23 protein-coding genes and 1 pseudogene are annotated in these 24,638 nt (G+C 36.4%); 2 read left to right on the forward strand and 22 right to left on the reverse strand.

Going from position 1 to position 24,638, the window contains the following annotated elements; all coding sequences use genetic code 11:
• Positions 1–138: 138 nt before the first annotated feature.
• From MKX34_RS28775 to MKX34_RS28785, 3 genes and pseudogenes are all read right to left on the reverse strand, one after another.
• Complete coding sequence (locus MKX34_RS28775; RefSeq protein WP_038573408.1) at positions 139–627, reverse strand: DUF2199 domain-containing protein; 489 nt, start codon at positions 625–627, stop codon at positions 139–141.
• A 192-nt stretch (positions 628–819) separates the two neighbouring features.
• A pseudogene (locus MKX34_RS28780) lies at positions 820–1,131 on the reverse strand (GNAT family N-acetyltransferase); the annotation flags it as partial.
• Between the two features lie 557 nt (positions 1,132–1,688).
• Positions 1,689–2,483, reverse strand: coding sequence for a MerR family transcriptional regulator (locus tag MKX34_RS28785; RefSeq protein WP_076296445.1), 795 nt, complete (start codon positions 2,481–2,483; stop codon positions 1,689–1,691).
• 256 nt (positions 2,484–2,739) lie between these two features.
• On the opposite strand from MKX34_RS28785, the gene MKX34_RS28790 reads away from it, so the two are divergent.
• A complete protein-coding gene (locus tag MKX34_RS28790; protein ID WP_076296446.1) occupies positions 2,740–3,414 on the forward strand; it encodes a DUF4097 family beta strand repeat-containing protein in 675 nt (224 codons plus the stop codon).
• Positions 3,415–4,216: 802 nt separating this feature from the next.
• Here MKX34_RS28790 and MKX34_RS28795 read toward each other — a convergent pair.
• The 16 genes from MKX34_RS28795 to MKX34_RS28870 form a co-directional block, all read right to left on the reverse strand.
• Positions 4,217–5,869: a hypothetical protein gene (locus MKX34_RS28795; RefSeq protein ID WP_076296447.1), complete on the reverse strand. Its 1,653-nt coding sequence runs from the start codon at positions 5,867–5,869 to the stop codon at positions 4,217–4,219.
• Between the two features lie 217 nt (positions 5,870–6,086).
• Positions 6,087–7,880 (reverse strand): ATP-dependent helicase, encoded by a 1,794-nt coding sequence (locus MKX34_RS28800; protein ID WP_081383881.1) that lies wholly within the window; start codon positions 7,878–7,880, stop codon positions 6,087–6,089.
• On the reverse strand, positions 7,865–9,919 hold the full coding sequence (locus MKX34_RS28805) for an AAA family ATPase (RefSeq protein ID WP_076296448.1): 2,055 nt from the start codon (positions 9,917–9,919) through the stop codon (positions 7,865–7,867). Before MKX34_RS28805 ends, MKX34_RS28800 begins: the two co-directional genes overlap by 16 nt.
• Positions 9,920–10,408: 489 nt before the next feature.
• Positions 10,409–10,801 carry a hypothetical protein gene (locus MKX34_RS28810; RefSeq protein ID WP_339203966.1) on the reverse strand — a complete coding sequence of 131 codons (393 nt, stop codon included), beginning with the start codon at positions 10,799–10,801 and terminating at the stop codon, positions 10,409–10,411.
• Between the two features lie 297 nt (positions 10,802–11,098).
• Complete coding sequence (locus MKX34_RS28815) at positions 11,099–11,368, reverse strand: hypothetical protein (protein WP_339203968.1); 270 nt, start codon at positions 11,366–11,368, stop codon at positions 11,099–11,101.
• 5 nt (positions 11,369–11,373) lie between these two features.
• On the reverse strand, positions 11,374–11,646 hold the full coding sequence (locus tag MKX34_RS28820) for a hypothetical protein (RefSeq protein ID WP_076296450.1): 273 nt from the start codon (positions 11,644–11,646) through the stop codon (positions 11,374–11,376).
• A gap of 483 nt (positions 11,647–12,129) precedes the next feature.
• A complete protein-coding gene (locus MKX34_RS28825) occupies positions 12,130–12,570 on the reverse strand; it encodes a MarR family winged helix-turn-helix transcriptional regulator (protein WP_076296451.1) in 441 nt (146 codons plus the stop codon).
• Between the two features lie 73 nt (positions 12,571–12,643).
• Positions 12,644–12,916 (reverse strand): hypothetical protein, encoded by a 273-nt coding sequence (locus MKX34_RS28830; RefSeq protein ID WP_076296452.1) that lies wholly within the window; start codon positions 12,914–12,916, stop codon positions 12,644–12,646.
• 22 nt (positions 12,917–12,938) lie between these two features.
• Entirely contained in the window at positions 12,939–14,705 is a 1,767-nt protein-coding gene (arsA, locus tag MKX34_RS28835; protein WP_076296453.1) for an arsenical pump-driving ATPase, read from the reverse strand.
• Between the two features lie 26 nt (positions 14,706–14,731).
• Positions 14,732–15,085, reverse strand: a complete 354-nt coding sequence (locus MKX34_RS28840) for an arsenic metallochaperone ArsD family protein (protein ID WP_076296454.1) — start codon at positions 15,083–15,085, stop codon at positions 14,732–14,734.
• 55 nt (positions 15,086–15,140) lie between these two features.
• On the reverse strand, positions 15,141–15,275 hold the full coding sequence (locus MKX34_RS28845) for a hypothetical protein (protein WP_256717612.1): 135 nt from the start codon (positions 15,273–15,275) through the stop codon (positions 15,141–15,143).
• 228 nt (positions 15,276–15,503) lie between these two features.
• Positions 15,504–16,565, reverse strand: a complete 1,062-nt coding sequence (locus tag MKX34_RS28850) for an FAD-dependent oxidoreductase (protein ID WP_076296455.1) — start codon at positions 16,563–16,565, stop codon at positions 15,504–15,506.
• A 35-nt stretch (positions 16,566–16,600) separates the two neighbouring features.
• Positions 16,601–17,035, reverse strand: coding sequence for a MarR family transcriptional regulator (locus MKX34_RS28855; RefSeq protein WP_076296456.1), 435 nt, complete (start codon positions 17,033–17,035; stop codon positions 16,601–16,603).
• Positions 17,036–17,065: 30 nt separating this feature from the next.
• Entirely contained in the window at positions 17,066–17,872 is an 807-nt protein-coding gene (locus MKX34_RS28860) for a class I SAM-dependent methyltransferase (RefSeq protein WP_076296457.1), read from the reverse strand.
• A gap of 292 nt (positions 17,873–18,164) precedes the next feature.
• The gene (locus MKX34_RS28865) at positions 18,165–20,297 is read right to left on the reverse strand and encodes a heavy metal translocating P-type ATPase (protein ID WP_076296458.1); all 2,133 of its coding nucleotides are present in this window, start codon (positions 20,295–20,297) and stop codon (positions 18,165–18,167) included.
• On the reverse strand, positions 20,290–20,658 hold the full coding sequence (locus MKX34_RS28870) for a metalloregulator ArsR/SmtB family transcription factor (protein ID WP_076296459.1): 369 nt from the start codon (positions 20,656–20,658) through the stop codon (positions 20,290–20,292). The genes MKX34_RS28865 and MKX34_RS28870 overlap by 8 nt, the downstream gene beginning before the upstream one ends.
• A gap of 260 nt (positions 20,659–20,918) precedes the next feature.
• Between MKX34_RS28870 and MKX34_RS28875 the strand changes: the two genes are divergently transcribed.
• On the forward strand, positions 20,919–21,899 hold the full coding sequence (locus MKX34_RS28875; RefSeq protein ID WP_076296460.1) for an arsenic resistance protein: 981 nt from the start codon (positions 20,919–20,921) through the stop codon (positions 21,897–21,899).
• Positions 21,900–22,083: 184 nt separating this feature from the next.
• On the opposite strand, the gene MKX34_RS28880 is transcribed toward MKX34_RS28875, so the two are convergent.
• From MKX34_RS28880 to arsA (MKX34_RS28890), 3 genes are read right to left on the reverse strand one after another with little or no spacing between them, the layout of a single operon-like run.
• On the reverse strand, positions 22,084–22,518 hold the full coding sequence (locus tag MKX34_RS28880; RefSeq protein WP_076296461.1) for a dual specificity protein phosphatase family protein: 435 nt from the start codon (positions 22,516–22,518) through the stop codon (positions 22,084–22,086).
• A 20-nt stretch (positions 22,519–22,538) separates the two neighbouring features.
• Positions 22,539–22,820 carry an iron-sulfur cluster biosynthesis family protein gene (locus tag MKX34_RS28885; protein ID WP_076296462.1) on the reverse strand — a complete coding sequence of 94 codons (282 nt, stop codon included), beginning with the start codon at positions 22,818–22,820 and terminating at the stop codon, positions 22,539–22,541.
• On the reverse strand, positions 22,817–24,622 hold the full coding sequence (gene arsA, locus MKX34_RS28890) for an arsenical pump-driving ATPase (RefSeq protein ID WP_076296463.1): 1,806 nt from the start codon (positions 24,620–24,622) through the stop codon (positions 22,817–22,819). Before arsA (MKX34_RS28890) ends, MKX34_RS28885 begins: the two co-directional genes overlap by 4 nt.
• Between the last annotated feature and the right edge of the window lie 16 nt (positions 24,623–24,638).

The following is a 24,638-nucleotide window of genomic DNA, read 5'->3' on the forward strand; positions in this document are numbered from 1 at the left end:
TACGCACCGAGTTTAGCCTTGCAGGGTTGTCTGCTAATTACGGTTCACCGAAAATCCTTAGCAGACCAAGCAGAGCGGCGTAGATATGATTTAATAAGATGTCGGCAGCTTCTTCGACTATACTTTCAAATTCTTCTCTTACTGACTATGATTTATTAAATGAGCAATTTCTTTAACTCTCTCCATTGTAATTCCTTCTCTTTGTTCAACTGCAAGTTGATGATTCGTTTGTTCTAATTCTATTAACGGAACAGCACCAACCTCTTGTGTATGCACCATTGTCTTTAACGATAATGTAGTTATTGGATATATTGAAAGTTCAGTCGATAACCAACCAAAATAAGGTTCTTCCGTCTCCCTTCCTTCTACGTGCAATAATTCATTAGACTTCAGAAAGTTTTCTTCACTAAGAGAAACCCACACACTCCATATAAATTTCTCTTTGCTATCAATTATTGGTATTTCAATATGTCCTCTAATAAAGAAATGCTGTTCATCAATTACACAAAAATCTCTAATTAATTCTGTTCTTTTCTCTTCTGGTACAGTGTAAAAATAATATGGTGCTTCACTTCCGTAACATAAAGGAAGTTCACTTAATTCGTTGTTACAGTGAGGGCATTTCATGTTTTCTGCTCCTTATAGTTTCTCGCCGATTTCTTATAACGTCTTATTTGGGAACTTTGTGATAATTCCATCTGTTGAGTATTCGCGAAATTACTTAGTTATCCTGCCCTTTTAATTCAATAAAAACGGCAGCTGATCCTCTGATCGGCTGCCTTCTTGTTGCGATTAAACTATCGTGACCCGTTAGTTTAATCATATCAACTCTGAGATAAACATTGGTGTAGCTCCATCCTCTGTATTAAAGCCAAATTTATTATAGAAATCCACTGCATGAGGATAAGAAATTAATACTTTTGTTTTACACCCTTTATATCTATCAAGCATTATATTCATCATTTCCTTACCTATACCTATACTCTGATAACTCGGATTAATAAGCATATAATGAAAATATACCGTTAAACCACCATCTGACAAAGCATTTATTAAACCGACAAGCTTTCCTCCTTCCCAAGCGGTAACAATTGAATGAGACCCTCCGATTGCTTGTAAAATCTCGTTTGGATACTTGCCAGACTCCCATTCTACCGAAAGAAATAACTCTTAGAGTGCATCCTTAGTGATATCCTCTTGGCTTGAAGCGTAATAAATACTCACCCCTATACCTTCCTTTCATAAAACTAACTACAGCACAACATCTGTTTTAAACTCCCATATTTCGATGGTTTTGCAATCCTTACGAAGCCATAAAATAATACCGACAAAGCAATTTCGGATTTATCAAAGTGTATAATCACTTTATTTACCTCAATATACTATTAAAAATATGTATAGAAAATGGATTAACTGAAGTGGAATTTGTATTTATTCACATTAGAGAATTCATGAGAATACTTTTTTCACTTAAGCATACTAATCCTAAGAGGCTTATAGCGTAAATCTGCCAGTTAGCTAAATAGATAACATTGAACTATAGTTAAATATTTAGCTAATCGGTGAAGTATAACGTTCTTGTCCTCAGCCTGGGGCAAGAAACGTGATTCCTTAATCAAAAAAGCCACTAAATTAGCGACTTTTAATCAAACAATTTTCTTTTCCTAAACCTTTCCTTTGTTTTTAATCTAACATTTGCGTTTCTTAATGAACAGTTGTATCTGATAATCCCACTGCAATATTCCAGTCACAATAATGTTATGAAGAACAAAATCTGGACACACATCGTATTCCGTCTTTGCCCTTTCAAGTAAATTTTGTAATACAGCATTCTTATTCTCTTCGGTACAGTTTGCACACAGATAGTCCCCTTCTGGTAGCACAGTTACCCCCTCTAAAGACGGATATTTCAAGCAAACAGCAAATAACCGTGTTATTCCTTCAGTCGTGAACATTCCCGCCATATCTTCAAACAGAAATTGTGAATGCAGAGAAGTCTCAATTTGTTGATAGAAATGTCTGTGATAGTCCCATAAATTCTTAAGTGTGGGGCTTTCCATTTTATTCGAAAGCATAATTACCCTTTCCTCTATGTGTCTGACAAAGTAATTTTCACTTTGACTATAACCGTTGTGGAACTTATTTTCATAATGTAGATAAGCACGTTTAATTTTCGATTTTGCATACTGCAGACGAGCAATTTTATCGTCTGCTCTTTTTTCTGCCTGTTTTAGAAATTCAATTACTTTAGAGAGATCATTCTGCTGCAATATATCTTTAATATCCATTAAAGTAAGATCCATTGCTTTGAGCAGTTCAATGGTTTGCAGCTTTACGAGCTCCTGCTCGGAATAGTATCGATATCCCGACAATTCATCTTTATGGCATGGCTTGACTAACCCAATACGATCATAGTGCCGCAAGGTCTCACTGGTCATCTCTACGATTTCTGCTGCTTGCTTAATTGTAAAATAGTTGTTCATATCTACCCTCTTGACCTTTTTGTAACACAAAAGTTTATGATGATTAAAACATATGCGACTGATAAACGCAACGAAATACAAAAATGATCCGATCCAACTCTTGCAACATATTTGGGTAGACTTTTTCAAGATCATTATGTTTAGCTCTAATGCTTAGTTGCATATCGCAATTTTTTTTGCAGAGCAGCTTAGGATTGGTATTCGTAGGACTGGCTATATTAAAAAGAAAAATGATTTAACAAAGGAGCATTTTATAATGAAAAGTACTGCAAAAAAATTACTAACTACTATAGGCATATTGGTGACACTATTGATATCATTGGCAGGATGCTCCTCCCACTCCACTTCCATGGAGGAAAAAAATTACATCATCCCTGCCCAAAAGATTGATACCTTAACAATTGATGTAAAGGACAAAAAAATAACTATCCTCCAATCTAAAGATGAACAAATTCATATTGTTTACTATGAAAGTGAGAAAGATTTTTACAAGATTGATCTATCTGATGATAAAGAACTATCAATGGTAAGTGACAGTAATAAGGAATGGAATGACTATATCGGAGGAAAAGGCTCGCAAGTAACCAGAACTATTCAGGTATGGATACCTAATGCAACTTTAAAAAATTTGACTTTAAAAACATCAAATGAAAGTATTGTATTACCAACAATCGCGTTTTTGGGGACAGTGGAAGTAAACATAAATAACGGAAATATCCAACTGGACAAATTGAATGCAGGGACGGCTATAACCCTTGAAACAAAAAACGGAAATATTAGCGGTTCAATTCTAGGGTCATATGATGATTTCGCGATCTTAAGCAAGGTAAAGAAAGGAGATAGCAATTTGCCTGCCAATAAAGAGAATGGTTCAAAAAAATTATCTGCTTATACAAATAACGGCGATATTACCTTACAATTTTCTGAGTAGCCAGTAGTTAAATATTAGCTCGTATGAAGTCAGATACAATATTGAAAGGGATAACCCCTGTTTCACTTTTGAAACTTCTGGTCCTACCTCTTCGACTATTCCACCGGCCTATGACCGATACAATATCCCTCCCTCTTGTAATGGAAAATCACCTTGATAAAGTTGTTAATCCGACCCGTAAATCGATTATCTTATGATGTACCCGAGGGCCAAAATTAAGCTTGATCGTGAATTCCATCAAAATAAGGTATAAGCCGCATTACAGCGGCTTATACCTTCATGATTTTGTTTGACTGTTTTGAACCATCCTTTGGAACTGAATGTATCCGATGCATATAAAAAGTACTACTAACGATATAATTTAAATAATACCGTATATTGGATATTCAAACTATCCTGCCAGTTAGCTTAATGAAGCATCTCAGTCTAATACTTTATTTTTTTTTGACAACAACTGTTCGGTGACATTATAGTTGGTGTCCAAAAAAACCAGTAAAATCAACGGATTCCAGGTTTTTATCCCTTATCTAAACTTACAATATAGTTGGTGTCTAGGAATAGGGCATTGAATACATGGTGACATTAAAGTTTGTGTCTGATTTTCACATTAAAGTTGGTTTCTATATATTCCTAACGTTCAACATCTTTTATGGAGGAGAGGTTTAACGGTTCCCTAGACCAGTATGGTCCTAAATTCATTTTTGTATGTATTTCAACTCTATATAGTGAGTCGCATGTAGTTCACATATATTCAGCACTATGAAAGAAATTATTGTTTTTATCAGAATGATAAAACTCCTTCTCATACATAGTTTGAGTAAAGATCATCTGTGTATACAGTAATAGTGTTATCAATACAGATTTCTCTTTGAGATTCCTCGTTGTAAATATATTCCACCTTGGTATTCTGCTTTACTAGCTCTTCGACTACTAACTCTAACTCTAATTGCTTTGACTTATTGTATATATTAAATAAAGTCAATAGACCATACAGAGGAACAAGATATTTATCATCAATATATAGTTGACTTCTTTTATCGACAGCTATGTAAAAAATACGAGGATATTCAATTAATTTTTCAGATCCCTTAAGTCCAAGGATCATATTCACATTATCAATATTCTTCCCTAAAAAAACTTGATGCTTATTTAGCTGCTTGTAAGCTTTGTTTAATGTGTCGAGTATCTTTACGTAGTTCTCCTCCAAAACTGATATATAATGATTTTCCTTCCATTTACACTCTATAATAAGTAATGTGTTTGAACTCCGATCGTAGATAGCGACATCTATATCACTATTTTCTTTTTTTCCCTTCTCATCAAAAAATTCATAATATTTTTCTTCAGCAACTAAGATGTTATTGTAATCTTCCACACTATTTTTAATTTCTGAGACTATAGTTTTTGATACAGATTCATCTCGTCTAATCACTTTTACATCTTTAAAATAATGCCCATTAGTTAAAGTGAATTGCAGGTCGCTCAACAAAAATGAGGAAGGAACAAAATATATTTTTTTGTTATATTCTATTAAAGGGAATTCTAATAATGTCCCACGACCATCAAAAGTAAAATAAGAAATACACTTTTCAATATAATTTATATTAAGATTAGTGATCTTATTAATTTTCTGAATTAAATAATCTTTTTCAAAAGATATTAGTAAACTATTGTAATGAGGTTTTTCAAGTAATGAGAGCTTATATACTTCTAATTGGATTTGTGAGAAGTAATATAACGACGCAATGAATTCTAATAAATTTTTGTCTCTACTGATGGCTTCACTCTTAAAACCTTCTATTTTATCCATATCCAATTTTGTATTTTGATAGCATAGACTAAATAAATCTTTATTAATGTCAATCATTAATCTATTAATTCTTTTTATGTCACCATTTAATTTTTTTTCTTTCGAATCATTTATTTTTTTAGCAATATATAGTACTGGCCTGCTCTTCATTTTTCTCTCACGAATCATCGTTTCTTCATCGTGAATCCCATTGTAATATAAATATTCTTTAATAAACCCTCCCCATACTGTTGAACTAGTTAGTTTATAAACACCTTTATTTACTTCAGTAAGTCGACTTTTTACAAAAGAATGCATATCCATTATTTCATTCAAGAATTTAAAATCTGAATAAGCTTTATAAATCTTCGGTAATATATTATTGCAATAGTAATCAAAATCATCAGAATTAAATACAAAATCCAGATGAATATTCTTTAAATTCGAAATGCTTCGATTAATAAACCAACTAACTGCACTACGATAAAACTCAACATTCCCTTGATTTGGGTATGAATCGATAAATTCTTTCTCAACAGCAAGTAAATGATAAAATAACAGAAATCCAATATTGTCTTTATACATACAAAAGTAGCCATCGAAAAATTCGTCGATTTGACCTTCTATATGCGCTTTTATTTTTTGTCTAATGTGAAATTCATCCATAAAAAAACTCCATTCAAGTTATTATATCGCTATAGATAAGCGTGACTTACTCATTTAGAACAATTTTTGTTTCTTACTAATATCCTTATCTTTTAATAACGAGTTACGAATTCACTATCTCATTTCTGGAGGCCAATTACTCCAATTGCTTGAAGTATCGTAAAGATGAAATGATTCGCTCACTTCTCCACGTACTTTAAACTGACTGAGTCAATCATCATACATTAATTATTTCAAAAACTCCCTCCAACTTTGAGTGGAGGTTCTCATCTATGTATGGAACAGATACAAAAATACGTTCTCTCGCCCTACTCAAAGCTACATACCTAATTCTGTGTTCTTCATTATTTTTTAAATTGGGCTTAATAAACACATTCAATTCAACTGATGATTCTAAAACAATCAATACATTATCAAATTCGTCTCCCTTTGATTTGTGAATAGTTCTGTGCTTACTTTTATCATCAATAATATTTACACATAGAGCTAGTTGCTCATATGTATAGCTTTCATAAAATGTTCTAGCTGCACCTTTCCCAAAATTAGATATTTCAGTTTTTATAGTATTTTTCACAAATAAGTAAAACTCATATAGAGACTTATTTTTAAATGTATCGTATTCGTTTAAAAGAAAGAAAAGTGATTTCAACGCGAACTTTCTTCTTCCTTCCTTATTGTTGCTATCTTTTTCGATGCCCTCAAGTTCTTGTATTGCCTTCTTCATGTTTCCATCGCGAGCATATTCTACGGATTTCAAGCAAGTAACAACTACTCGGCTTCTATACTTGTTGCTGCTAGTTGGTTTATCTACTTCTAAGAGTTCTTCAATCAACTTGTCATTAATTACATCCCTCAATGAATATTTTCTCATAGCATTTGATGTAGGATTGTCACGTGATAAGGTGTACAGCTCTTCTTCATTACAAAGTTCAGTTGCCTTTAATAAAGCAGCTATTCTTTTTCCCAGTAGAAGCTTGGGTTTATCCCCCTCCATATTTCTATACTTATTCTGCTGTATATCTTTTCGGGTTAAGTTTAATAAATCAATAATGGGGTTTGTACTTCTTCTATTATCCCTCATAACGTATTCAGAAAGATTGGGAAACGAAAAAGATGCAAACTGATCAGGATCAGCACCTTGAAAGCTGTAAATGGATTGTGCAGCATCACCGATGATACCAACAATTGTTTCCTCGGCACCTATAAGTCTTAAAATTTCCACTTGTATCGGACTTGTATCTTGAAATTCATCAATATATAAATAGGGAAATTTGGCTCGTAAAACTTTTAAAATAAATGGGTGCTTTTTAAGAAGCTGATAGCTAAAGAAAAGCACATCAGAATGATCAACAATACCTTTAGACCAATAAAGCTTTTTGTATGCTAGAAAATCTGTTTCTAGTACATCTAGACAGATTTTATTAAGATACTTACGTTCTTCTTTATCACCCTTTCTTTCTATTCTATATGCTTGTTTACGATTTCCAACGAGTGTAAGGTCTCCATGCATATTAAATTGATAATTTAAGTGATGTAACCATCTGATAAGAGGTATTGTATTTTCTTTACGCATTATTAATTGGTTCACTGTATAAGGATGTTTTAATTGATCGACATTGGAGTGATTCTCAATCCAACACTTTACTTTCTTTAGATGCACTACTGTTTCTTCATGCCCATCCATCTCATTTACATTCAATTCATAATCGGATTCCAGATATGAGGCGTAAGGTTTCACAATGTGTTTATATAAAAAACTATGTAACGTTGAGACATCTACCTGATTAACATTAGTACCTAAGCGGTTTAAAATGGTTTCTACTGCTACATTGGTATAGGTTATACAAGCAATTTTTCGAGTTTTGCTTAATCTCAATGAATGATACAAAACGTTCTTAATATGTTGTACAAGCCAGTAGGTTTTACCAGCCCCGGGCCCAGCTGCTACACGAAAATGATTTTCTAGAGGTATCAGAGAGTTAGAGTCTATTTCTATCAATGAATTATCCATGCGATGGCTTCCTTTATATAGTTTGGAACCTTAAATTCTTGAAAATCAGCTGTTCCTATTTTATAGAGATTATCTGTGAGTACAGAAGCTAATTCCAAAGCGTTTTCCCCTTTTCCAACAGAATTAAGATAACGAGATGCAATAAGACCTTTCGACTTCTGATCTTTTTTCCAAGAGGTATTTAAGCGTATACTTTCCAGCATTCTATTATTCTCAACGCTCTTTCTAAAATTCTGCTCATATTCAGATAAATCTTTTCCATCCCTAAACAACTTCATTAAACTCATTATTTCATCTTGATTTTTAATCGAATCAGTAATCAACATCTCTAGAGAAGGGTTATGTAAAATTAAATCATACTCAAATGTCTTTCCTTCAATTGCATCCTGAGAAAAGACAGCTATATTAGAATGCCCATCACGAGGATACAAGTTAAAAGAGGGATTTTGCTTATAATCATATATATCCTTTTGGACACCATATTCATAAGGATAGCACTTGCTATAGTTTTCACCTTTTGTACCTTTCTTCTTTCTCTCAGGGTCTCTATCGGTTATACATGCTACCTTTTTATGTATTGCATAAGGATTGTTAGAATTAAATAAATAGAGAAAATGTTCAAAATACCTTCCACCGACATTAACTACAGCAATATGTTTCTCTTCTAATGGGACACCTAGATATCTTGCTAAAATTGGTAATAATAGTTGTTCAGCTATTCCTTCTACTAGAATGACTTTCTGTGCAAAAAGCATATCTGATTTAGTTGCATCTAAAAAACGCTGAACATATTTTTTGCTTTTTTCATTCTCATTGAATACTTTCCCCGGATAACCTACACTTGTTTCCCCAATCTCATTATGTAAGCAGATCATCTCATCTAAAGAGACGGAAGACGTAATATGGGTTGAATGGGTGGTGACAAATATTTGTCTTACCTTTTTGTCTTCCTTATTTTTCAGCAAAAATTTCAAAAATTGATATTGCATAGCTGGATGTAAGTGAGCTTCAGGTTCCTCAATCGCTAAAATAGGAAAAACTTTCGCATTGCTTCCTAAATAGCTTCCATCTGAATTCACCTGCATTTTAGACAGCAACAATGACATAAAGATCAAATTATTGTAGCCTAACCCATTATGAGTTGCTGGAATTTTTATACCCGTTTCATATTCTACAATTAACTTTAAGGCTGAGAACAACTCAACATCAGATATATTCCCTTCAAACGTGGGTTTGGCTTTATTAAAGGATGCCCCTGTATTTTCGGCATAAGACAATATCTGTTGTTTACCGAGTAACATTCTCTGTGAGAGATTTTCTAAAAGTATATCAGCGGTATCAGAAAAGGATTGTTTTTTTAGCTTAATTTCTTCTAATTTTTCTATCTCCGTTCGTTTAGGATCAGATTTAATATCGTAATCCATAAAGAAATCTAAGACATCTCTAAGTAAAGTATTCCTACCTGAGAGCATATCTCTTTCGACATCTCGGATTGCATCCAAAAATTGAAAATCAAACTTCTGTAATGATTCGCTATCTGCAGCGGTTTGATTAACAACATTGCCTCCCCATATCTTATAGATATAAAGTCTCAAGAACTCCTGTTGAATTATTCTCCAAGCTTTATCTTTATCAGTCGCATGAGAAATGGTTGCTATATACCTTTCCGTTTCCTTCTCTGGAAGATAGAATTGATAAATTAGCATTGCCTCATAAGGCTCATCAAGCTTAGTCAACCAGTTGGCTACTGTCACCAGGTCGTCAGAATTAAGGTCTTCATTATCGCTTTGTTTTATAGTCACGCTTATGCTTATTTTAGGAGGAGCACATTTCAATTCATCAAGCGAAATACTCTTATTAAAATCATGTATGTCTAATCTCTTTTTTCCATTCGAGTCTAAAACGAGAGCTAAAGCTTTGATAAGATTTGTCTTCCCAGCATTGTTATGCCCAATAATAACATTGATACCCTCGTTGAAAATAACGGTTTTATTTTTAAAATTTCTGTAATTTTCTATTTTTATATTTGCTATATACATTTGCTTCTCCCCTTAATAGAAAAGATAACCATGTGAATTTTTTCATTACTATAATGCTGAAGATTCCATATTAAGATAATCGAAGTATCAAATTGAAACTTCAACTAATAGAAATATCTCAATTAACATATATAAATAATTCGACAAAAGCTCAGCCCTCCCTTCCATGAAAACCACGATTATCCACAAATAGACAAAATAAAACACGATACCTAAATGGCATCGCGTTCTTATATTAGGATTATTCTGTTTAAATTTTTATTTTAATCCCAGTCCTCTGTAAGATCCAATTTTCCATTACAGATATCACAGTGAACATGAATAACCATCCAAGACTAGTCGGAGTGAACATAGGAAAACTTAGCCCAGTCATATCAATCGCTTTACAACAAACATAAAAATACAAGATCTCATATTGCTATAGTCTTATACCAAGATAAGTCGCGTGTTACAACCTATCCTTTAATTATTAAGTATGCATTTCTTCCGTTACATACTGGATTCAGCATCATCACATCCATTCCTTGAAAAGTATCGGTCTGCACAATCTTTGACTAGAGCTTCACGAGTTTTTTCATGAATTTTCAACAACTGATTTAAGACAAAAATTCGCTGAACCTTATCTTCGGCAAACATGAAAAGTTGCTGTTTATAATAATCAATTTGCCTTTTATTAGCCCCAAAATGCCGCACGTTTTTTTCGTATAAACTGAGTAACTGTAACTGCAGATTATAAACCTCATCATAATTCATGTTAGGCATCCTCTCTGAAATTGTAGTTCTTAATAAGCCATTGTCTCCACCTTTCAAAAATTGATACTGTTTAAGTGAAGCTACTACCATTAAAGCTTTCAATCCATTTGCATTGGTAACGGCGAACAAGACCAAGCTTAAATTCTGTTTCTTCCGCTAAATCAAAAACAGCTACCCCAAGTTAACCTCGGAGGTAGCTGCGATATTCTATAGAAGATATCATTCAGTTCTTACTGAACTTTTACTCATATGAGATGCTAAATGACAAATAACAGCAAACTTCAACCTTTACCTGAAGCTCATCAACCTTCTGCCAAACGCAGCAATCAAATCGGCATCTGCAATAAGCGTAATGGTAGCTTCTCATCACTTGAATGATAAGGATTGCTTTCACGAGTTTACCTAGATAGCTGTCTTGTTTAACGTTCATCGATTCAGATTCCGAGGTTTTGCTGTGGGCTCAGCATAGTTATCGATGAACAACTCAGGCCAAGTGGTAGATTCCGGTTCCATTAGCTCTGTGCGGAAGAACCCAGGCTCGATAACGGCTTCGAGTAAGAAGCGGATTACGCAGCCAAAAATAGAGATAATATGACCTGAGCGTGCTTTATGGATGAATGGGAGCACAACTCGGGTAACGTTCATCGGACTGATAAGATTGGTGTTGATCCAACTCTCTATCTGAGCCGGACTCAATTCCTTCAATTTTTGGAGTTTATCCGCCTTTTCAAATGCCCTATAAAGATCTGATTAGGGTCAGAAGAGTCGAATTCTCGATTTACGGCTTTATCAAGAGAATCAATTTCCTTAGCAAAATCGTAAGCATTCGGCCCAAAACCCCAACTTCTCTTTATCGGTCTATAGTATTTGATTAAAATCTCTTTAGCACGATCATCCTCATGTCCCATAAGCTTAAGTTCACGAATGACTTCTTTAATATAGGGTCTATTCAGCATGTGTCTCGAATTGATCATGAAATTACCACCCGTTTTTTTGAGTTAACTCATTACTCTGTGATCAGATCCACTTTTAATCTATAGTATCACTTAAATTACGTTATTTAATTCCCATAAGAAACACTCAGCTCTCAGTTGATATTATTCTTGTATCTCAATGAGCGCTGATCAAAGCAACCCTACATTTATATAAGAAAGTTGCACATACAACCCCTATTTGATTTTTCTGAAACTCTCCAAATAAAAGACTTCTATCAGTGCTTACCCACTAATAAAAGTCTTTGGTTCCTTGTGACGTTACGATTCTCTAATAGTATTTAATCAATTTTATTTAAGTGATCATGCTTCGATAACTTCAACTGCTATGTGATCGATCTGAACTGCAGGATCATACGTTGTAAGGCGTACTAATTCCTTGGCTAATCAACAGAATTTCATCACTAATTGAAATCTTAGATGTTATGAATTTGCAAAATACAACGATATGAATGTTTCATATCCTTATGGTGAACAACACACTTTTGATTTAGCCATAGAATCATTAAGCAATTGAATAGAACGAATCACGGTTTGCCGCTCAAATTCATTCATATGCGAAAATACTTCCGATAAATATGAATTCATTTGTTGATCAATCGTTTCAGCAATAAACTTTCCTTCAACGGTTAGGGAAAGGACATAGATACGACGATCACTAGGATCTGGTGTCTTTTGTACAAGCTTCATTTTAACTAAACTTTGGATCTGACGGCTAAATGTTGTAATATCTGTTCCAAGTGTATCGGCTACTTGTTGGATGTTAGGATTATGCTGTTTATCTATTTCATATAGGATGTGGCTCTGTATGGGAGAGATATCAATTCCACCAGCCGTACAGCATACTTTATTCAGTACTCCAAATCGCCGAGTCATAATCTGAAACATATCCCGCAAATTTTCCAAGTGACTTCCCTCCTGTCCTTTCCCTTAGTTATACTTTAATTATTTGCATTTTGCAAGTATTACATACTGGAATTTAACAGCAGCTAGATCCTTCATTCAGTATCACTAAATTCTCTTCATCTAAATCTATAATAATGTTCTTTAAGACAGTAACTGTCTCTGGCTCTATCACAACTTGAATATCATTAATGATTTGAACCTGATCCTCTATTTTCGCATCATCCAATGCAAAGTTTACATTTGGACCACAACATCCTGAACTTGTTTGGGATATACGAAGGATCTTTCCTTCATTATCTTTCATGATGTTCTCAATGAATACCTTAGCACTATCCGTAATCTTCATAGCTTCTTCCTCCATTTCCTTTTTAGCTTGTTACTAATTGTTTAAGTGCTTTATAACCAATAATCTCTTGATTTTGCATTGGAATAACAGCAAATTTTCCATTGGATGTATCATTCACGCGCTGAATCCATGGTTGTTCTCCCAATGCTCTTGTGTGAAGAATTGGATCTTGGGTATGCGTCATGATCATACTCTGGTTCACGACCCACCACTTTGGCGTAATCCCAGCACGTTGTAGATCCACAGACAATCGTTCTGCCTCATAAACCGGTGTTGTCTCTGCAAGAGTTACAATAACAATACTTGTTTCTTGTTCATTCCGTAATCGAGGTAATAAGTTTTGAACAGATACAGGGACTTCACCAGAGGAATTCGCAATTTCTTTATGATAAGATTCGGTAGCATCGAGTAGAAGAAGTGTATGACCTGATGGAGCTGTGTCAATAACGACAATCTCATCGTTCGCACGCTCAACGATATTAGCAAAAGCACGAAATACTGCAATTTCTTCGGTACACGGAGAGTTTAGTTCTTCTTCTGCGTATGCAACACCTTGCTCATCCATGGTTTCACGTGCTCTTGTTAGAACTTCATCTCTATATTTTTCAACTTCTTCTTTTTGATCAATCTTACTCATTGAGATAAGGGACTTAATATCTTCATGCATAACATAATCCAGATGAGCAGCTGGATCTGTTGTTGTAAGATGCACCTTTTTACCGCGTTCTGCTAATCCAACAGCGATTGCACTAGCTACCGTTGTCTTACCAACGCCCCCTTTACCCATCGTGAAAACAACTCGTTGATTACGCTCCATAATATCATCAAGAATGGTCGTCAGATGAGGGTAATTAACGTCATTAAGTTCCGACGTGTGGTCTGGGATCATTTGAGTTTCATCAAAAAGTTTACGCACATTTCTAACACCCGTAATATTAAACGGAACCAGTGGTACAGCCCATGTTGGAAGTGATTTTAATACTTCTGGGATACTATTTAAAGCTGTTTCTTGACGAGAAGCAAAAGCTGCAGCAGTATCATCGGATAACATAGGATGATTCAGTAATCCGTTAATGATAAGCATTTGATTACGAATACCCGTTTCAGCTAGTTCTTTTGAAGCACGAGCGGCTTCTTCTAGTGGTGCAGTATCTGCTCTTGTGACGAGCACTAACGACGTTTGTTTGGGATTAGATAATACCTTAACCGTTTGCTCGTATACATCTTTCCGTTCATTTAGCCCAGCAAGCAATCCCATACTTGTGGTTCCTTCTGTACTATCCTCTAAGAACTCATTCCATGCATTGGGTAGTTGCAGCAATCTTAAAGTGTGTCCAGTTGGTGCTGTATCAAAAACGATATGATCGAATTCAGCTTGGATTTTCTTATCCGTTAACAGTGTAGAAAACTCATTAAACGATGCGATTTCTACTGTACATGATCCGGAAAGTTGTTCCTCCATTTGTTGAATGACCACATCAGGGAGCTTCCCACGATAGGGACCAACTACGCTTTCTCTATATTCTTGAGCCGCTTGATCAGGATCTAAATTTGCAACAAAAAGATTTTGAACCTCAGGTATTTCCTTGTAATGCATATCTAATTGCGTATTAAATACATCTTGTAAATTGGATGCAGGATCTGTGCTTACCAATAGAACTTTCTTTCCTCGATCTGCTAAGGAAATAGCTGTTGCACATGCTGTTGAGGTTTTACCAACTCCACCTTTGCCAGTGAAAAATAAATAAGGTGTAATATCAATTTTATTAACATCAAATAATGGAATCATCTGTAGTACCTCCTAAGTAGTTTTAATTATTTTCCTTTGATTTGAATATTCACCGTTTGTTTTTTTAATATCTCTTCGACGGAAATATTAAGCCATTCTGCAAGCTCTTCATTAGATGGGAAATCATGAGTTTTAACTACTTCTCCATTAACTAGCGTAATCGGTAGATTATTTAAATCAGCATCCATTAGCGTCTTTACTTGTTCATTAGAATTAAATACTTCTGTATGGCTTAATAAACTATATCTGTTAATGTCATATCCTTTTACAAATAAATTATTAGCAGCTGCAGAGAAACGAATGGAATTCATTTTAGCTTTGGGATCTGTAACGTTGGTTGAACAACATCCCCCTGAATCAAACACATCAATTTTTTTCATGGTAGTGGTCTCCTTTTTCGATTCAAATCAATGATTTAACCATAAATACCAACAACTAATTCTCATCGGTAGGACAACAGCCCTTATCTTCGGATTGATAACAACACGATTGTTCATTCTTGATATTTACATTTGGTTGGGCATCTGGACAACAAGTTTCATCTGTTTGCTTCACTGAATCATTAGTCATTACTTTCACCTCCTAAGTTCGGTTCAGCTAATTATTTGCATTATGCAAATAATGAATGAGAAAAAAACAAACAAGATTTCTTTTCAGAGCATTCATATAAACCTAAAAAATATAAAATCGAATAGTTTAGTTCCTTATCGATATTTTCATTATAGTATTATTATTTGCATTTTGCAAATAATATATCTAACCACTTCTTACCATCAATAAAATTTGTTAAGAAGTGGTTTATTGTTTTCCAAGGAACCGTGTTATATGTTGTACAACATATTTAGCATCTGCCCCTACGCCTCGTATCGTAGCTGAGGCAAATGAGCGTTGATTAGCCAACCCTACATAATACAGCCCCGGAACTTCCGTGCTCACACCGGCTACATGCAGAGGTTTGCCATCCATAGCAAGCGCACCAGTCTGATGAAGAAACGGAATATTAGGACGATAGCCCGTAGCAAATATCACACTGTCTGCTGGTTCCCTATCTCCATTTGCCCAGATGATACCTTCAGGATAAAAACCTGAGAACATTTGTTTTTGATTCGGATTGCCGTTGTCTATTTTCTTACGGTATCCACCAAGGTCGAATACTGAAATGGGACTTGGAGGTTCCTTGCCGATTCGATAGAAAGGAAATGTGTCAACTCCAGTCATCTTCAACCAGAAATGAAGATCAAGCCCTAGAAATCGTTGACGAGTAAATTTGACTGGATGTTGAACAGCTAGAGATACGGTGGCATAATCGGCCAGTTCTACTGCGATTTGAACGCCCGAGTTTCCCCGTCCCACAACGATAACACGCTGCTCACGAAACGGTTCAGGTCGTTTATATTCGGACGAATGAAGAAGGTTTCCTTGAAAAGATTCAGTTCCAGGAAGATTAGGAATATATGGACGATGAAAAGAACCCGATGCGCTAATAATCGATTTGGTTCGATATCTCTTGCCATTTAAAGTTATGATATCAAAGCCGCCATTGACAGCTTCGACTCGTTCCACTTTGCTATTTACCATTAATGGAAGTTTGAACTTTTCAGCGTATACACGTAGATAGGAGATGACCTCATCACGTAATGGATACTCGTTTAAATCTTTGGGGAAAGCGAAACCTGGTAATGACGAATATCGTGCAGGAGAAAACAACTTAAGGCTATCATAATATTGTGGCCAAGCCCCCGCCGGCTGATCACCGGCTTCCAAGATCATGAAATCCAGTCCAGCCTTTTGCAAATGATAACCGGATGCGAGACCCGCCTGCCCACCACCAATGACAATGGTATCTACAACTTTGGACATTGTTGTTCATCCTTTCTTTTTAACCGAGAATGTAGTTAACAGCAGTTATTCTTATTTAACGCATAGATCAACAGTTCTAGGCTCTCTGTAACCTGCTCCCGTTTGTTCTCCGGTATATCATTCATAATTTTTCCAAAGTATGCATTAAGAACAGCACTAATTTGTTCATTTAAAACTTGTCCCTTGGTTGAAAGCATCAGCTTCACATAACGCCTATTGTTCGGATCAATAATTCTTTCAACCCAATGATCTGCTACTAAGTTATTTACAGTTCTGCTCATGGTACTCTTATCCAGATTAAGTATATTAGCCAGATCTATGAGTGAGATCTCACCCGCAAGTCCAATTTCCATAATAGCATGGCATTGTCCGATCGTTGCTCCGCAACACATAAGTTGTGTTTTCTCTAGAGCACCAATGTTTTTATCGAAAGCTCTCATTAAATTCCTAAGTAAATCTACATTTTCCATGGTTTCACCTCAATAATGAATAGAGAAATATTACGAACCTTTAACCCCTTTATACAGGCTATATCCTATCTTGCCATCTAGTACAGCTTTAAAAAAAATCTTCTCGTTCTCCATGACCTTAAATACACCTTTCACTCCATGCTTCTGCACAATCCGTTTCAAGGTTATCAGTCTTTCGGGTATAGTAAGCAGCTTCGAATGATGCTTAACATCTCGATCTTTTCGAACCTTCCAGAATTTTTCCGGTTGTGACCATTCTTCATACTCCGCAATAATATTAACGACACCCGATTTTCTCAGCATTTCATTCCATTGCTCAAATTCCAAAGGAGTCGTTCCGTACCTTTCAGCTAGTTCTTCCTTCTCACTCTCTCTCATTTGCTTTTTCCAGATGGATTCATGGATCACAATGGTACCACCAGGTTTCACAACGCGCACCATTTCATTAAGAACCTGTTCAGAATCATCCGGGATTCCAACAGCACATTCGTTAATCACCACATCAAAGGTATCATCATCAAAGGGCAAAGCCTGAGAATCTCCCTGACGGAAGGAGACATGGCCCGTCATACCGGCCAATCTAGCAGAGTTCGAGGCGTACTCGATCATTTTTAGGGAGATGTCTAATCCAGTCACCTGAACCCCATAGTTCTCTGCATAAAATATTGCTTGAGTTCCTCTTCCACTGGATACATCCAAAACCCGCATCCCTTGTTTAAGCTCTGCAATCTCTGCAGTGCGTTTAGTTAAAGCAAAGCCTCCAGGATGCAGTGTTTCAATTCCACTAATTTCAATGGCATCCTCAATGGTTGGTTGATGTATTCCTTTTCTTTTCATCTTCATCCCTCCCACTAAAATGTAACACACAACTGTTGTATGTTGCAACAATCAAGCAGAAAAAGACTATATGCATTTGGATGAAGTCTTCACATGGTAATTTTTTTTGATTGTGACGGGTAAAACGTTAGAAGAACCAAATATTTTAGACTGTAAATTTTTATAACATAAACTCAAGAAAATTAAATAAAGGGTTCCACATATTATGGATAACTAATATGTGGAACCCTTTATTTTTAACTATCGTGTAAAGTTACATTAATAAATTACTTCTTTAATTACATAATTACATTTATTCTTTAACTTTCAATAACCTTAAACTGTTTAATGTCACAAGCAATGTTGCACCCATATCGGCAAATATCGCTATCCAAAGTGTTAACCAACCAGGCATAACTAACAGTAATGCCACTAATTTAATTGCTAAAGAGAAGGTAATATTTTGTTTGATGATGACAAGAGCTTTGCGGCTCAATTTAATAGTATATGGCAGTTTACTTAAATCATCAGACATTAATGCAATATCAGCCGTTTCTAAGGCTGTATCAGTCCCAGCACCACCCATCGCTACACCAACATTGGAAGCCGCAAGTGCTGGTGCATCGTTCACTCCATCCCCGACCATTGCCACACTATGATGCTTTGCTCGAAGTTCTTTAATATAATTCAACTTATCTTCGGGTAGTAAGTCAGCTTTAATATCAGAAACACCTACTTGTTTTCCAATTGCTGCGGCGGTTCTTTGGTTATCACCTGTCAGCATCACTGTCTCGATTCCAAAATAATTCAATTTACTGATGACTTCTTTGGAAGATTCTCTTATTTCATCTGCTACGGAAATTAATAAAAGGATCTTTTTTTCCGTTCCTAAAACCATTACAGTTTTTCCTTCTGTTTGCATATTAGTGATTTTTACTTTAATTGAACTATCAATTGTTTGATGCAGTTCTTCAAAAAGATTTGGACTTCCCACATAATACTTTTCATTATTTACTATTGCTTTTACGCCTTTACCTGTAATAGATTGGAACTCTTCAACTGAGAGACTATTATAGTTCAATCCATTTTCTTCTGCTTTTCTAATAATGGCAGAAGCGAGAGGATGCTGCGATCCTTTTTCTATGGCCGCAGTAACTCTCATTAATTCATTTTCATTTCCACTATACGTCACTATGTCTGTTACTGCAGGAACACCTCTTGTTAATGTCCCTGTCTTATCAAAAGCAATCGCTTTAAGGGCTCCTGCTTCTTCTAAATGGATACCACCTTTAATTAAAACACCATTTCTTGCAGCATTTCCTATTGCAGTAACGACGGCAACCGGAGTTGAAACAACTAATGCACACGGACAACCGACCACTAATACAGCTAAACCTTGATAAATCCATTCGCTCCAATCACCGCCAAATAGTAAAGGAGGAGCAACAGCGATTAACAGAGCCAATATAACAATAGCTGGTGTATAGTATTTAGCAAATTTATCGACGAACGCTTGAGAAGGTGCTCGTTCTGCTTGAGCTTCTTCTACGAGATGAATAATTTTAGAAAGCGTAGTATCCTCAACTCGTTTTGATACTTGAACTTCGAGCAGACCTTCTTCATTTAATGTTCCTGCAAACACTTCATCATCAATTGTTTTTGTTACTGGAACACTTTCACCCGTAATCGCAGCCTGATTTAATGTGGAATTACCTTTAATGACAACTCCATCCATAGCCAATTTTTGACCAGGCTTTACGATCATAATATCTCCAACTTGAATATCATCAACTTGGATCATCATTTCTTCATTTCCACGACGAATTAACGCTTCTTTTGGAGCAATATCCATCAATGATTCAATAGATTGACGAGCCTTATCCATTGAATAACGCTCTAATGCTTCACTGATCGCGAAAAGAATAACAACTGTTGCTCCTTCACCCCATTCACCAATTACCGCAGCTCCTAAAATCGCAATGGTCATTAAGGTATTCATATCGAATTTTAATCTGATTAAGTTTTTTAGACCTTTAATAAATAGTGAGTATCCACCAATTAAAATGGACGCTGCAAAACCAATCGTCGGAAGAAGATGATCTTCCCCATATTGCTCTCCTAAAAACCAACTAATAACAAGCACTATCGCTGAAATATACACCTTAATGTTTTCTTTTTGCTTCCAAAATGGTTCACGTTCTACTCTTTGTTCTTTTTCATCGCGAATCTTTAGATTTTCAAATGCTCCAGCTTTTTCTAATTCTGCAATTGTTGTCGTACCTTTAACATAAACTTTAGATGCTCCAAAATTCACTTTTGCATCATGTACGCCTGGTAGTTCTTTAACATTATTTTCAAAGATAGCTGCACAGTTTGTACAGGTAAACCCTTGAACCCTATAGGTTTTCATTTCTTCTTCGGATAATTTCGTTTGTTGATCAGACATTTATCCTAACCTCCTTACTATGTGCTAAAGCAATAATGATTAACTGTTTAATGTGTTCATCAACTAATGAATAGAATGCCAATTTCCCTTCTTTTCGATACCTCACAACCCCTTGTTTATGAAGTGTTCGCAAGTGATGAGAAGCATTAGCAACCGTTGACCCTATAATATTAGCTATGTCACAAACACATAACTCTTCATCCTTACACAATGCATAGGTAATTTTCGCTCTATTTTCATCAGCTATTGCTTTAAACAATTGAGAAACACTAGATATATCAATAGTTTGTAAATCCCCGCGTATTCGAGTCACCTTTTCTTCATCGAAACAATAAATCTCACAAGTATCTTTTTTATTCATTTTCTCACTCCATTATCATTCAAGTATCCGTTTGAATATAATATACCCTTTTTTTCGCTCTCATTCAAGTATCCACTTGAATGAGAGCGAAAAAAAGGAACTAGGAATTAATTCTTTAAACAAATATTATTGAGCTATCCTGCCCGTTCGTAATAAAATTGGTTTATTCATAGTTATTATCAATGGAGAAAACCTAGAAATAAAAAAATACGTATAAACAGACATTAGAAGAACTCTTACAATATGAGGAGAGTGGATAGGTGCTTTCAAGGGAAAGTTTAGAAAAAAAGCAAATTGCCGTGTACGCAGTAGCCTTAATTGTTGGAGGGATTGTGGGATTAATAAGTCCACGAATAGGTGGCTTCCTAGAACCCTTTGTTTCCTTTGTGATTGCTGTCCTTTTATTTAGTATGTTTAGTCAAATTCCATTTCTTAAATTAAAGGAAGCACTCAATAATGGAAACTTCATAGGAGCCTTATTACTTGTTAACTTTATCTTAATTCCCTTGCTTGTATTCTTATTAATCAAGGTTTTTCCTCAGCCTAGCCCAGTTCTAATTGGAGTTTGCTTGGTACTTCTAACTCCATGTATAGACTATGTCATAGTATTTACCCAATTGGGTAAAGGGAATGAAAAGTTAATTCTTGCTTCTACCCCAATACTTTTTATTGTCCAAATGATTATGCTACCTTTTTATCTTTGGCTCTTCATTGGCAATGAGGCATCACAAATAGTTAGAATTGGTCCTTTTATTGAAGCCTTTGTTTACTTAATCATAATTCCTTTACTATTCGCTTTAGTTATTCAGTTTTCAGCTAAAAAAAGTACACGAGGTATTAAAGCACTGGACTACACTGCGTGGCTCCCCGTCCCTCTTATGGCATTAGTACTCTTTTTGGTGATAGGCTCTCAGATTGATAGGATTGTAAAGGATTTCAATATCATTATTGCCGTGATACCAATTTATGTATTATTTCATATTGTTTCACCAGTTATTTCTCGAGCGATAGCATCTGTTTTTCGTATCGGACCATCAGATGGGCGTGCACTGATTTTTAGCGCAGGAACACGAAATTCACTTGTTGTACTTCCTCTGGCCCTTACCTTACCAGAAAATATGGCTACAATAGCAGCGTCAGTGATAGTAACCCAAACAGTTATTGAATTGATCGCAGAACTGTTATATATCAATTTCGTGCCAAATTATATTTATAGAGATCTAAAGGTAAATGAAAATTGAAGCTAAGAATATTACACTAACGGGGAAAGTTAGTTCAATGAAATAGCGACAGTCAAGGACTTTATTTTATCGTCCTTTGCTGTCGCTATTTCAATTTTTATGGTAAGTTGAGAACTTATTTATGGGGTCTGACGGTATGACAATTCGAAAAGCCGAATGAAATAAAGATATTCAGTCTAATACTTTATTTCCTGCTGACATAAAACCCTCTCAACACATCACGCATTTCTTGCTTGATGTTGATGTCAGGACGTTTTTCTTTGGCCAAAGCTTCCGCTTCTTCCACAGTAGAAGCCATGTCTAGTTCAAGTAAAACTCCAGTGGCTACTGTTCCTGTACGATTACGCCCACCTGCACAATGAAAATACACCGTCTTTCCACTGTTCACTGCGTCTGTAACTGCCTGAATAGCTGCTTTCACATAAGACCCTTGGCCTGCTTCATCCTCTACGATTGGGAAGTGATGACGGGTTACTTCGGCTGGAAAGCCTTCTGCCTCCGTTCCGTTATCTCTCAGATCAAACACATCTGTAATCTCATTCTCTTTAAGGGCTTCAAGCAAAGCGTTCTCTCCACCAATATATACTTTATTCTCGATAAGTGCGTGGTAATTTGCCATAATTGCTCTCTCCTGTCGGCTTAACAGCAGTCGCTGCCGCCACTCATAGTTAGTCCTGCGCCTTGCTCGTCCTCTACAAAATCAAGAACAAGTCCGCTGATTTGGTCAGCCACCCGGGAATCTGCCGCAATTTGAATATGATTTACTACACTCACCGCATCATTTTCTTGCGGCTTCTCAAGCGACAATTGGTAACTGGGTCCACAGCATCCTGTCCCGGAATATGCAAACCGCAAAGTAGAGACGCCTGCCTCCTTCATCATGTTCTCAATAAACTGCTTCGCTTCATCCGTAATCGTCATTTTTCCTCGTTCACTCTCTTTCCTATCTTAAGATACTTTCCCGTCAAAGCTTTCAATTGTTCATACCCTGTAATTTCGTCCGGTTGCCAAGGAATGATTGCCGCATGACCATTAGAGATTTCTTCAACCTTACTAATCCATTGTAGCTCGGCATGAGCACGCCCATTTAGGACTTTATCATTTGTTCCTGCAGCAGCAAAGCTTTGGTTGATGGCCCACCATTTTGTTGGAATGCCGGCACGCTCCAAATCACTTTCCAAACGAGAGGCTTCATAAAAAGGCGTTGCCTCCGCTAACGTGACGATTACGACACTGGTTTCCTTCGAATTACGAAGACGAGGGAGCAAATGTTGAACGGAATCTGGAATCCATCCAGAGGAACGGGCAATTTCTTTATGATACTCCTGAGTTGCATCAAGCAATAATAGGGTGTGCCCTGTCGGCGCCGTATCAATCACTACGATTTCCTCTTCTGAATGTTCAACCAAATCAGCAAAAGCCCTAAATACAGCGATTTCTTCTGTGCATGGCGATCTTAAATCCTCTTCTAGAAAAGCGAGTCCCTCATCATCTAGCGATTCTGAATTTTGTTGAATGACTGCAGCTTGGTATCTCTCCAGTTCGATTTTGGGATCGATCCGACTGAGTGTGATGCGATCAGAATTCTCTCCAAACACATACTCTAGATGGGCGGCAGGATCTGTCGTACTGAGATGAACCTGGTGTCCACGTTCTGCAAGCCCTACAGCAATCGCAGAAGCTACTGTGGATTTCCCTACGCCACCTTTACCCATTGTAAAGATCACACGAATACCACTTTCCTCCAGATCATTAATCAAACCACCAAGATCCGGAATGGAACGGCCAATCTCCACGGCAGTTACTTTTTCAGCAGATGCCAACGGAGCCGATTGAAAGAGATTACGTAAGCTTTCAAGCCCGGTCACGTTAAATGGAGCTAATGGAATAACATAACTCGGCAGTTCCTGGAGTTCAGCCGGCATTTGTTCCAAAGACCGCTGCTGTCTTTTATAAAACCCTTTAGATACAGGGTCCTCTTCGCTGTGTGATAACAGCAAACCATTAATGACCAGCATTTGGTTCTTGATACCTGTTCCCCGAAGTTCTGACGATGCACGTGCTGCTTCCATTAGCGGAGATTGTTCCGGACGGGTAACCAGAATTAGGGTCGTCATTTCACCATCTGATAAGGTGCGGACGGCTTCGTTATATAGTATTTTTTTGGATTCTAAACCAGCCAGAGGCCCCAGACAAGATGCACCATGCGTACTTTCATCCAGAAATCCACTCCACGCCGATGGCAATTGTAATAAACGCAGTGTATGACCTGTAGGTGCGGTATCAAACAGAATATGATCAAATTGAGACTTTAATTGTTCATTAGTAAGCAGCGTCGTAAATTCATCAAAAGCTGCAATTTCAACGGTACATGCCCCAGATAGCTGTTCTTCCATGGTGCTGATAACTGAATCAGGTAGGACTCCACGATACGGGGCAACAACTTTCATTTTATACTCTTCCGCAGCGGACTCCGGATCTAAATTTGCGACAAAAAGATTGGGCACACCTTCAATTTCGACGGGTTGATTAGACAACTCCCGGCCGAAGACATCTTGCAAATTAGAGGCCGGATCGGTACTCACGAGCAGAACCCGTTTACCGGCGTCCGCTAAGGCAACTGCTGCTGCACAGGCAGTTGAAGTCTTCCCAACGCCACCTTTACCTGTAAAGAAAAAATATGGCGTTTTCAGGATGGTATGTGGATCGAACCGAATAGACATGTTGACCCTTCTTTCG

The sequence above is a fragment of the Paenibacillus sp. FSL R5-0636 genome, assembly GCF_037974255.1.
Taxonomy (GTDB): Bacteria; Bacillota; Bacilli; order Paenibacillales; family Paenibacillaceae; genus Paenibacillus_AQ; species Paenibacillus_AQ odorifer.

What these genes read in the sequence shown, in the direction of transcription:
- MKX34_RS28775 (WP_038573408.1), bottom strand. Translation starts at nt 627, where the DNA reads ATGAAATGCCCTCACTGTAACAACGAATTAAGTGAACTTCCTTTATGT.
- MKX34_RS28785 (WP_076296445.1), bottom strand. Translation starts at nt 2,483, where the DNA reads ATGAACAACTATTTTACAATTAAGCAAGCAGCAGAAATCGTAGAGATG.
- MKX34_RS28790 (WP_076296446.1), top strand. Translation starts at nt 2,740, where the DNA reads ATGAAAAGTACTGCAAAAAAATTACTAACTACTATAGGCATATTGGTG.
- MKX34_RS28795 (WP_076296447.1), bottom strand. Translation starts at nt 5,869, where the DNA reads ATGGATGAATTTCACATTAGACAAAAAATAAAAGCGCATATAGAAGGT.
- MKX34_RS28800 (WP_081383881.1), bottom strand. Translation starts at nt 7,880, where the DNA reads ATGGATAATTCATTGATAGAAATAGACTCTAACTCTCTGATACCTCTA.
- MKX34_RS28805 (WP_076296448.1), bottom strand. Translation starts at nt 9,919, where the DNA reads ATGTATATAGCAAATATAAAAATAGAAAATTACAGAAATTTTAAAAAT.
- MKX34_RS28820 (WP_076296450.1), bottom strand. Translation starts at nt 11,646, where the DNA reads ATGATCAATTCGAGACACATGCTGAATAGACCCTATATTAAAGAAGTC.
- MKX34_RS28830 (WP_076296452.1), bottom strand. Translation starts at nt 12,916, where the DNA reads ATGAAGATTACGGATAGTGCTAAGGTATTCATTGAGAACATCATGAAA.
- arsA (WP_076296453.1), bottom strand. Translation starts at nt 14,705, where the DNA reads ATGATTCCATTATTTGATGTTAATAAAATTGATATTACACCTTATTTA.
- MKX34_RS28840 (WP_076296454.1), bottom strand. Translation starts at nt 15,085, where the DNA reads ATGAAAAAAATTGATGTGTTTGATTCAGGGGGATGTTGTTCAACCAAC.
- MKX34_RS28845 (WP_256717612.1), bottom strand. Translation starts at nt 15,275, where the DNA reads ATGACTAATGATTCAGTGAAGCAAACAGATGAAACTTGTTGTCCAGAT.
- MKX34_RS28850 (WP_076296455.1), bottom strand. Translation starts at nt 16,565, where the DNA reads ATGTCCAAAGTTGTAGATACCATTGTCATTGGTGGTGGGCAGGCGGGT.
- MKX34_RS28855 (WP_076296456.1), bottom strand. Translation starts at nt 17,035, where the DNA reads ATGGAAAATGTAGATTTACTTAGGAATTTAATGAGAGCTTTCGATAAA.
- MKX34_RS28860 (WP_076296457.1), bottom strand. Translation starts at nt 17,872, where the DNA reads ATGAAAAGAAAAGGAATACATCAACCAACCATTGAGGATGCCATTGAA.
- MKX34_RS28865 (WP_076296458.1), bottom strand. Translation starts at nt 20,297, where the DNA reads ATGTCTGATCAACAAACGAAATTATCCGAAGAAGAAATGAAAACCTAT.
- MKX34_RS28870 (WP_076296459.1), bottom strand. Translation starts at nt 20,658, where the DNA reads ATGAATAAAAAAGATACTTGTGAGATTTATTGTTTCGATGAAGAAAAG.
- MKX34_RS28880 (WP_076296461.1), bottom strand. Translation starts at nt 22,518, where the DNA reads ATGGCAAATTACCACGCACTTATCGAGAATAAAGTATATATTGGTGGA.
- MKX34_RS28885 (WP_076296462.1), bottom strand. Translation starts at nt 22,820, where the DNA reads ATGACGATTACGGATGAAGCGAAGCAGTTTATTGAGAACATGATGAAG.
- arsA (WP_076296463.1), bottom strand. Translation starts at nt 24,622, where the DNA reads ATGTCTATTCGGTTCGATCCACATACCATCCTGAAAACGCCATATTTT.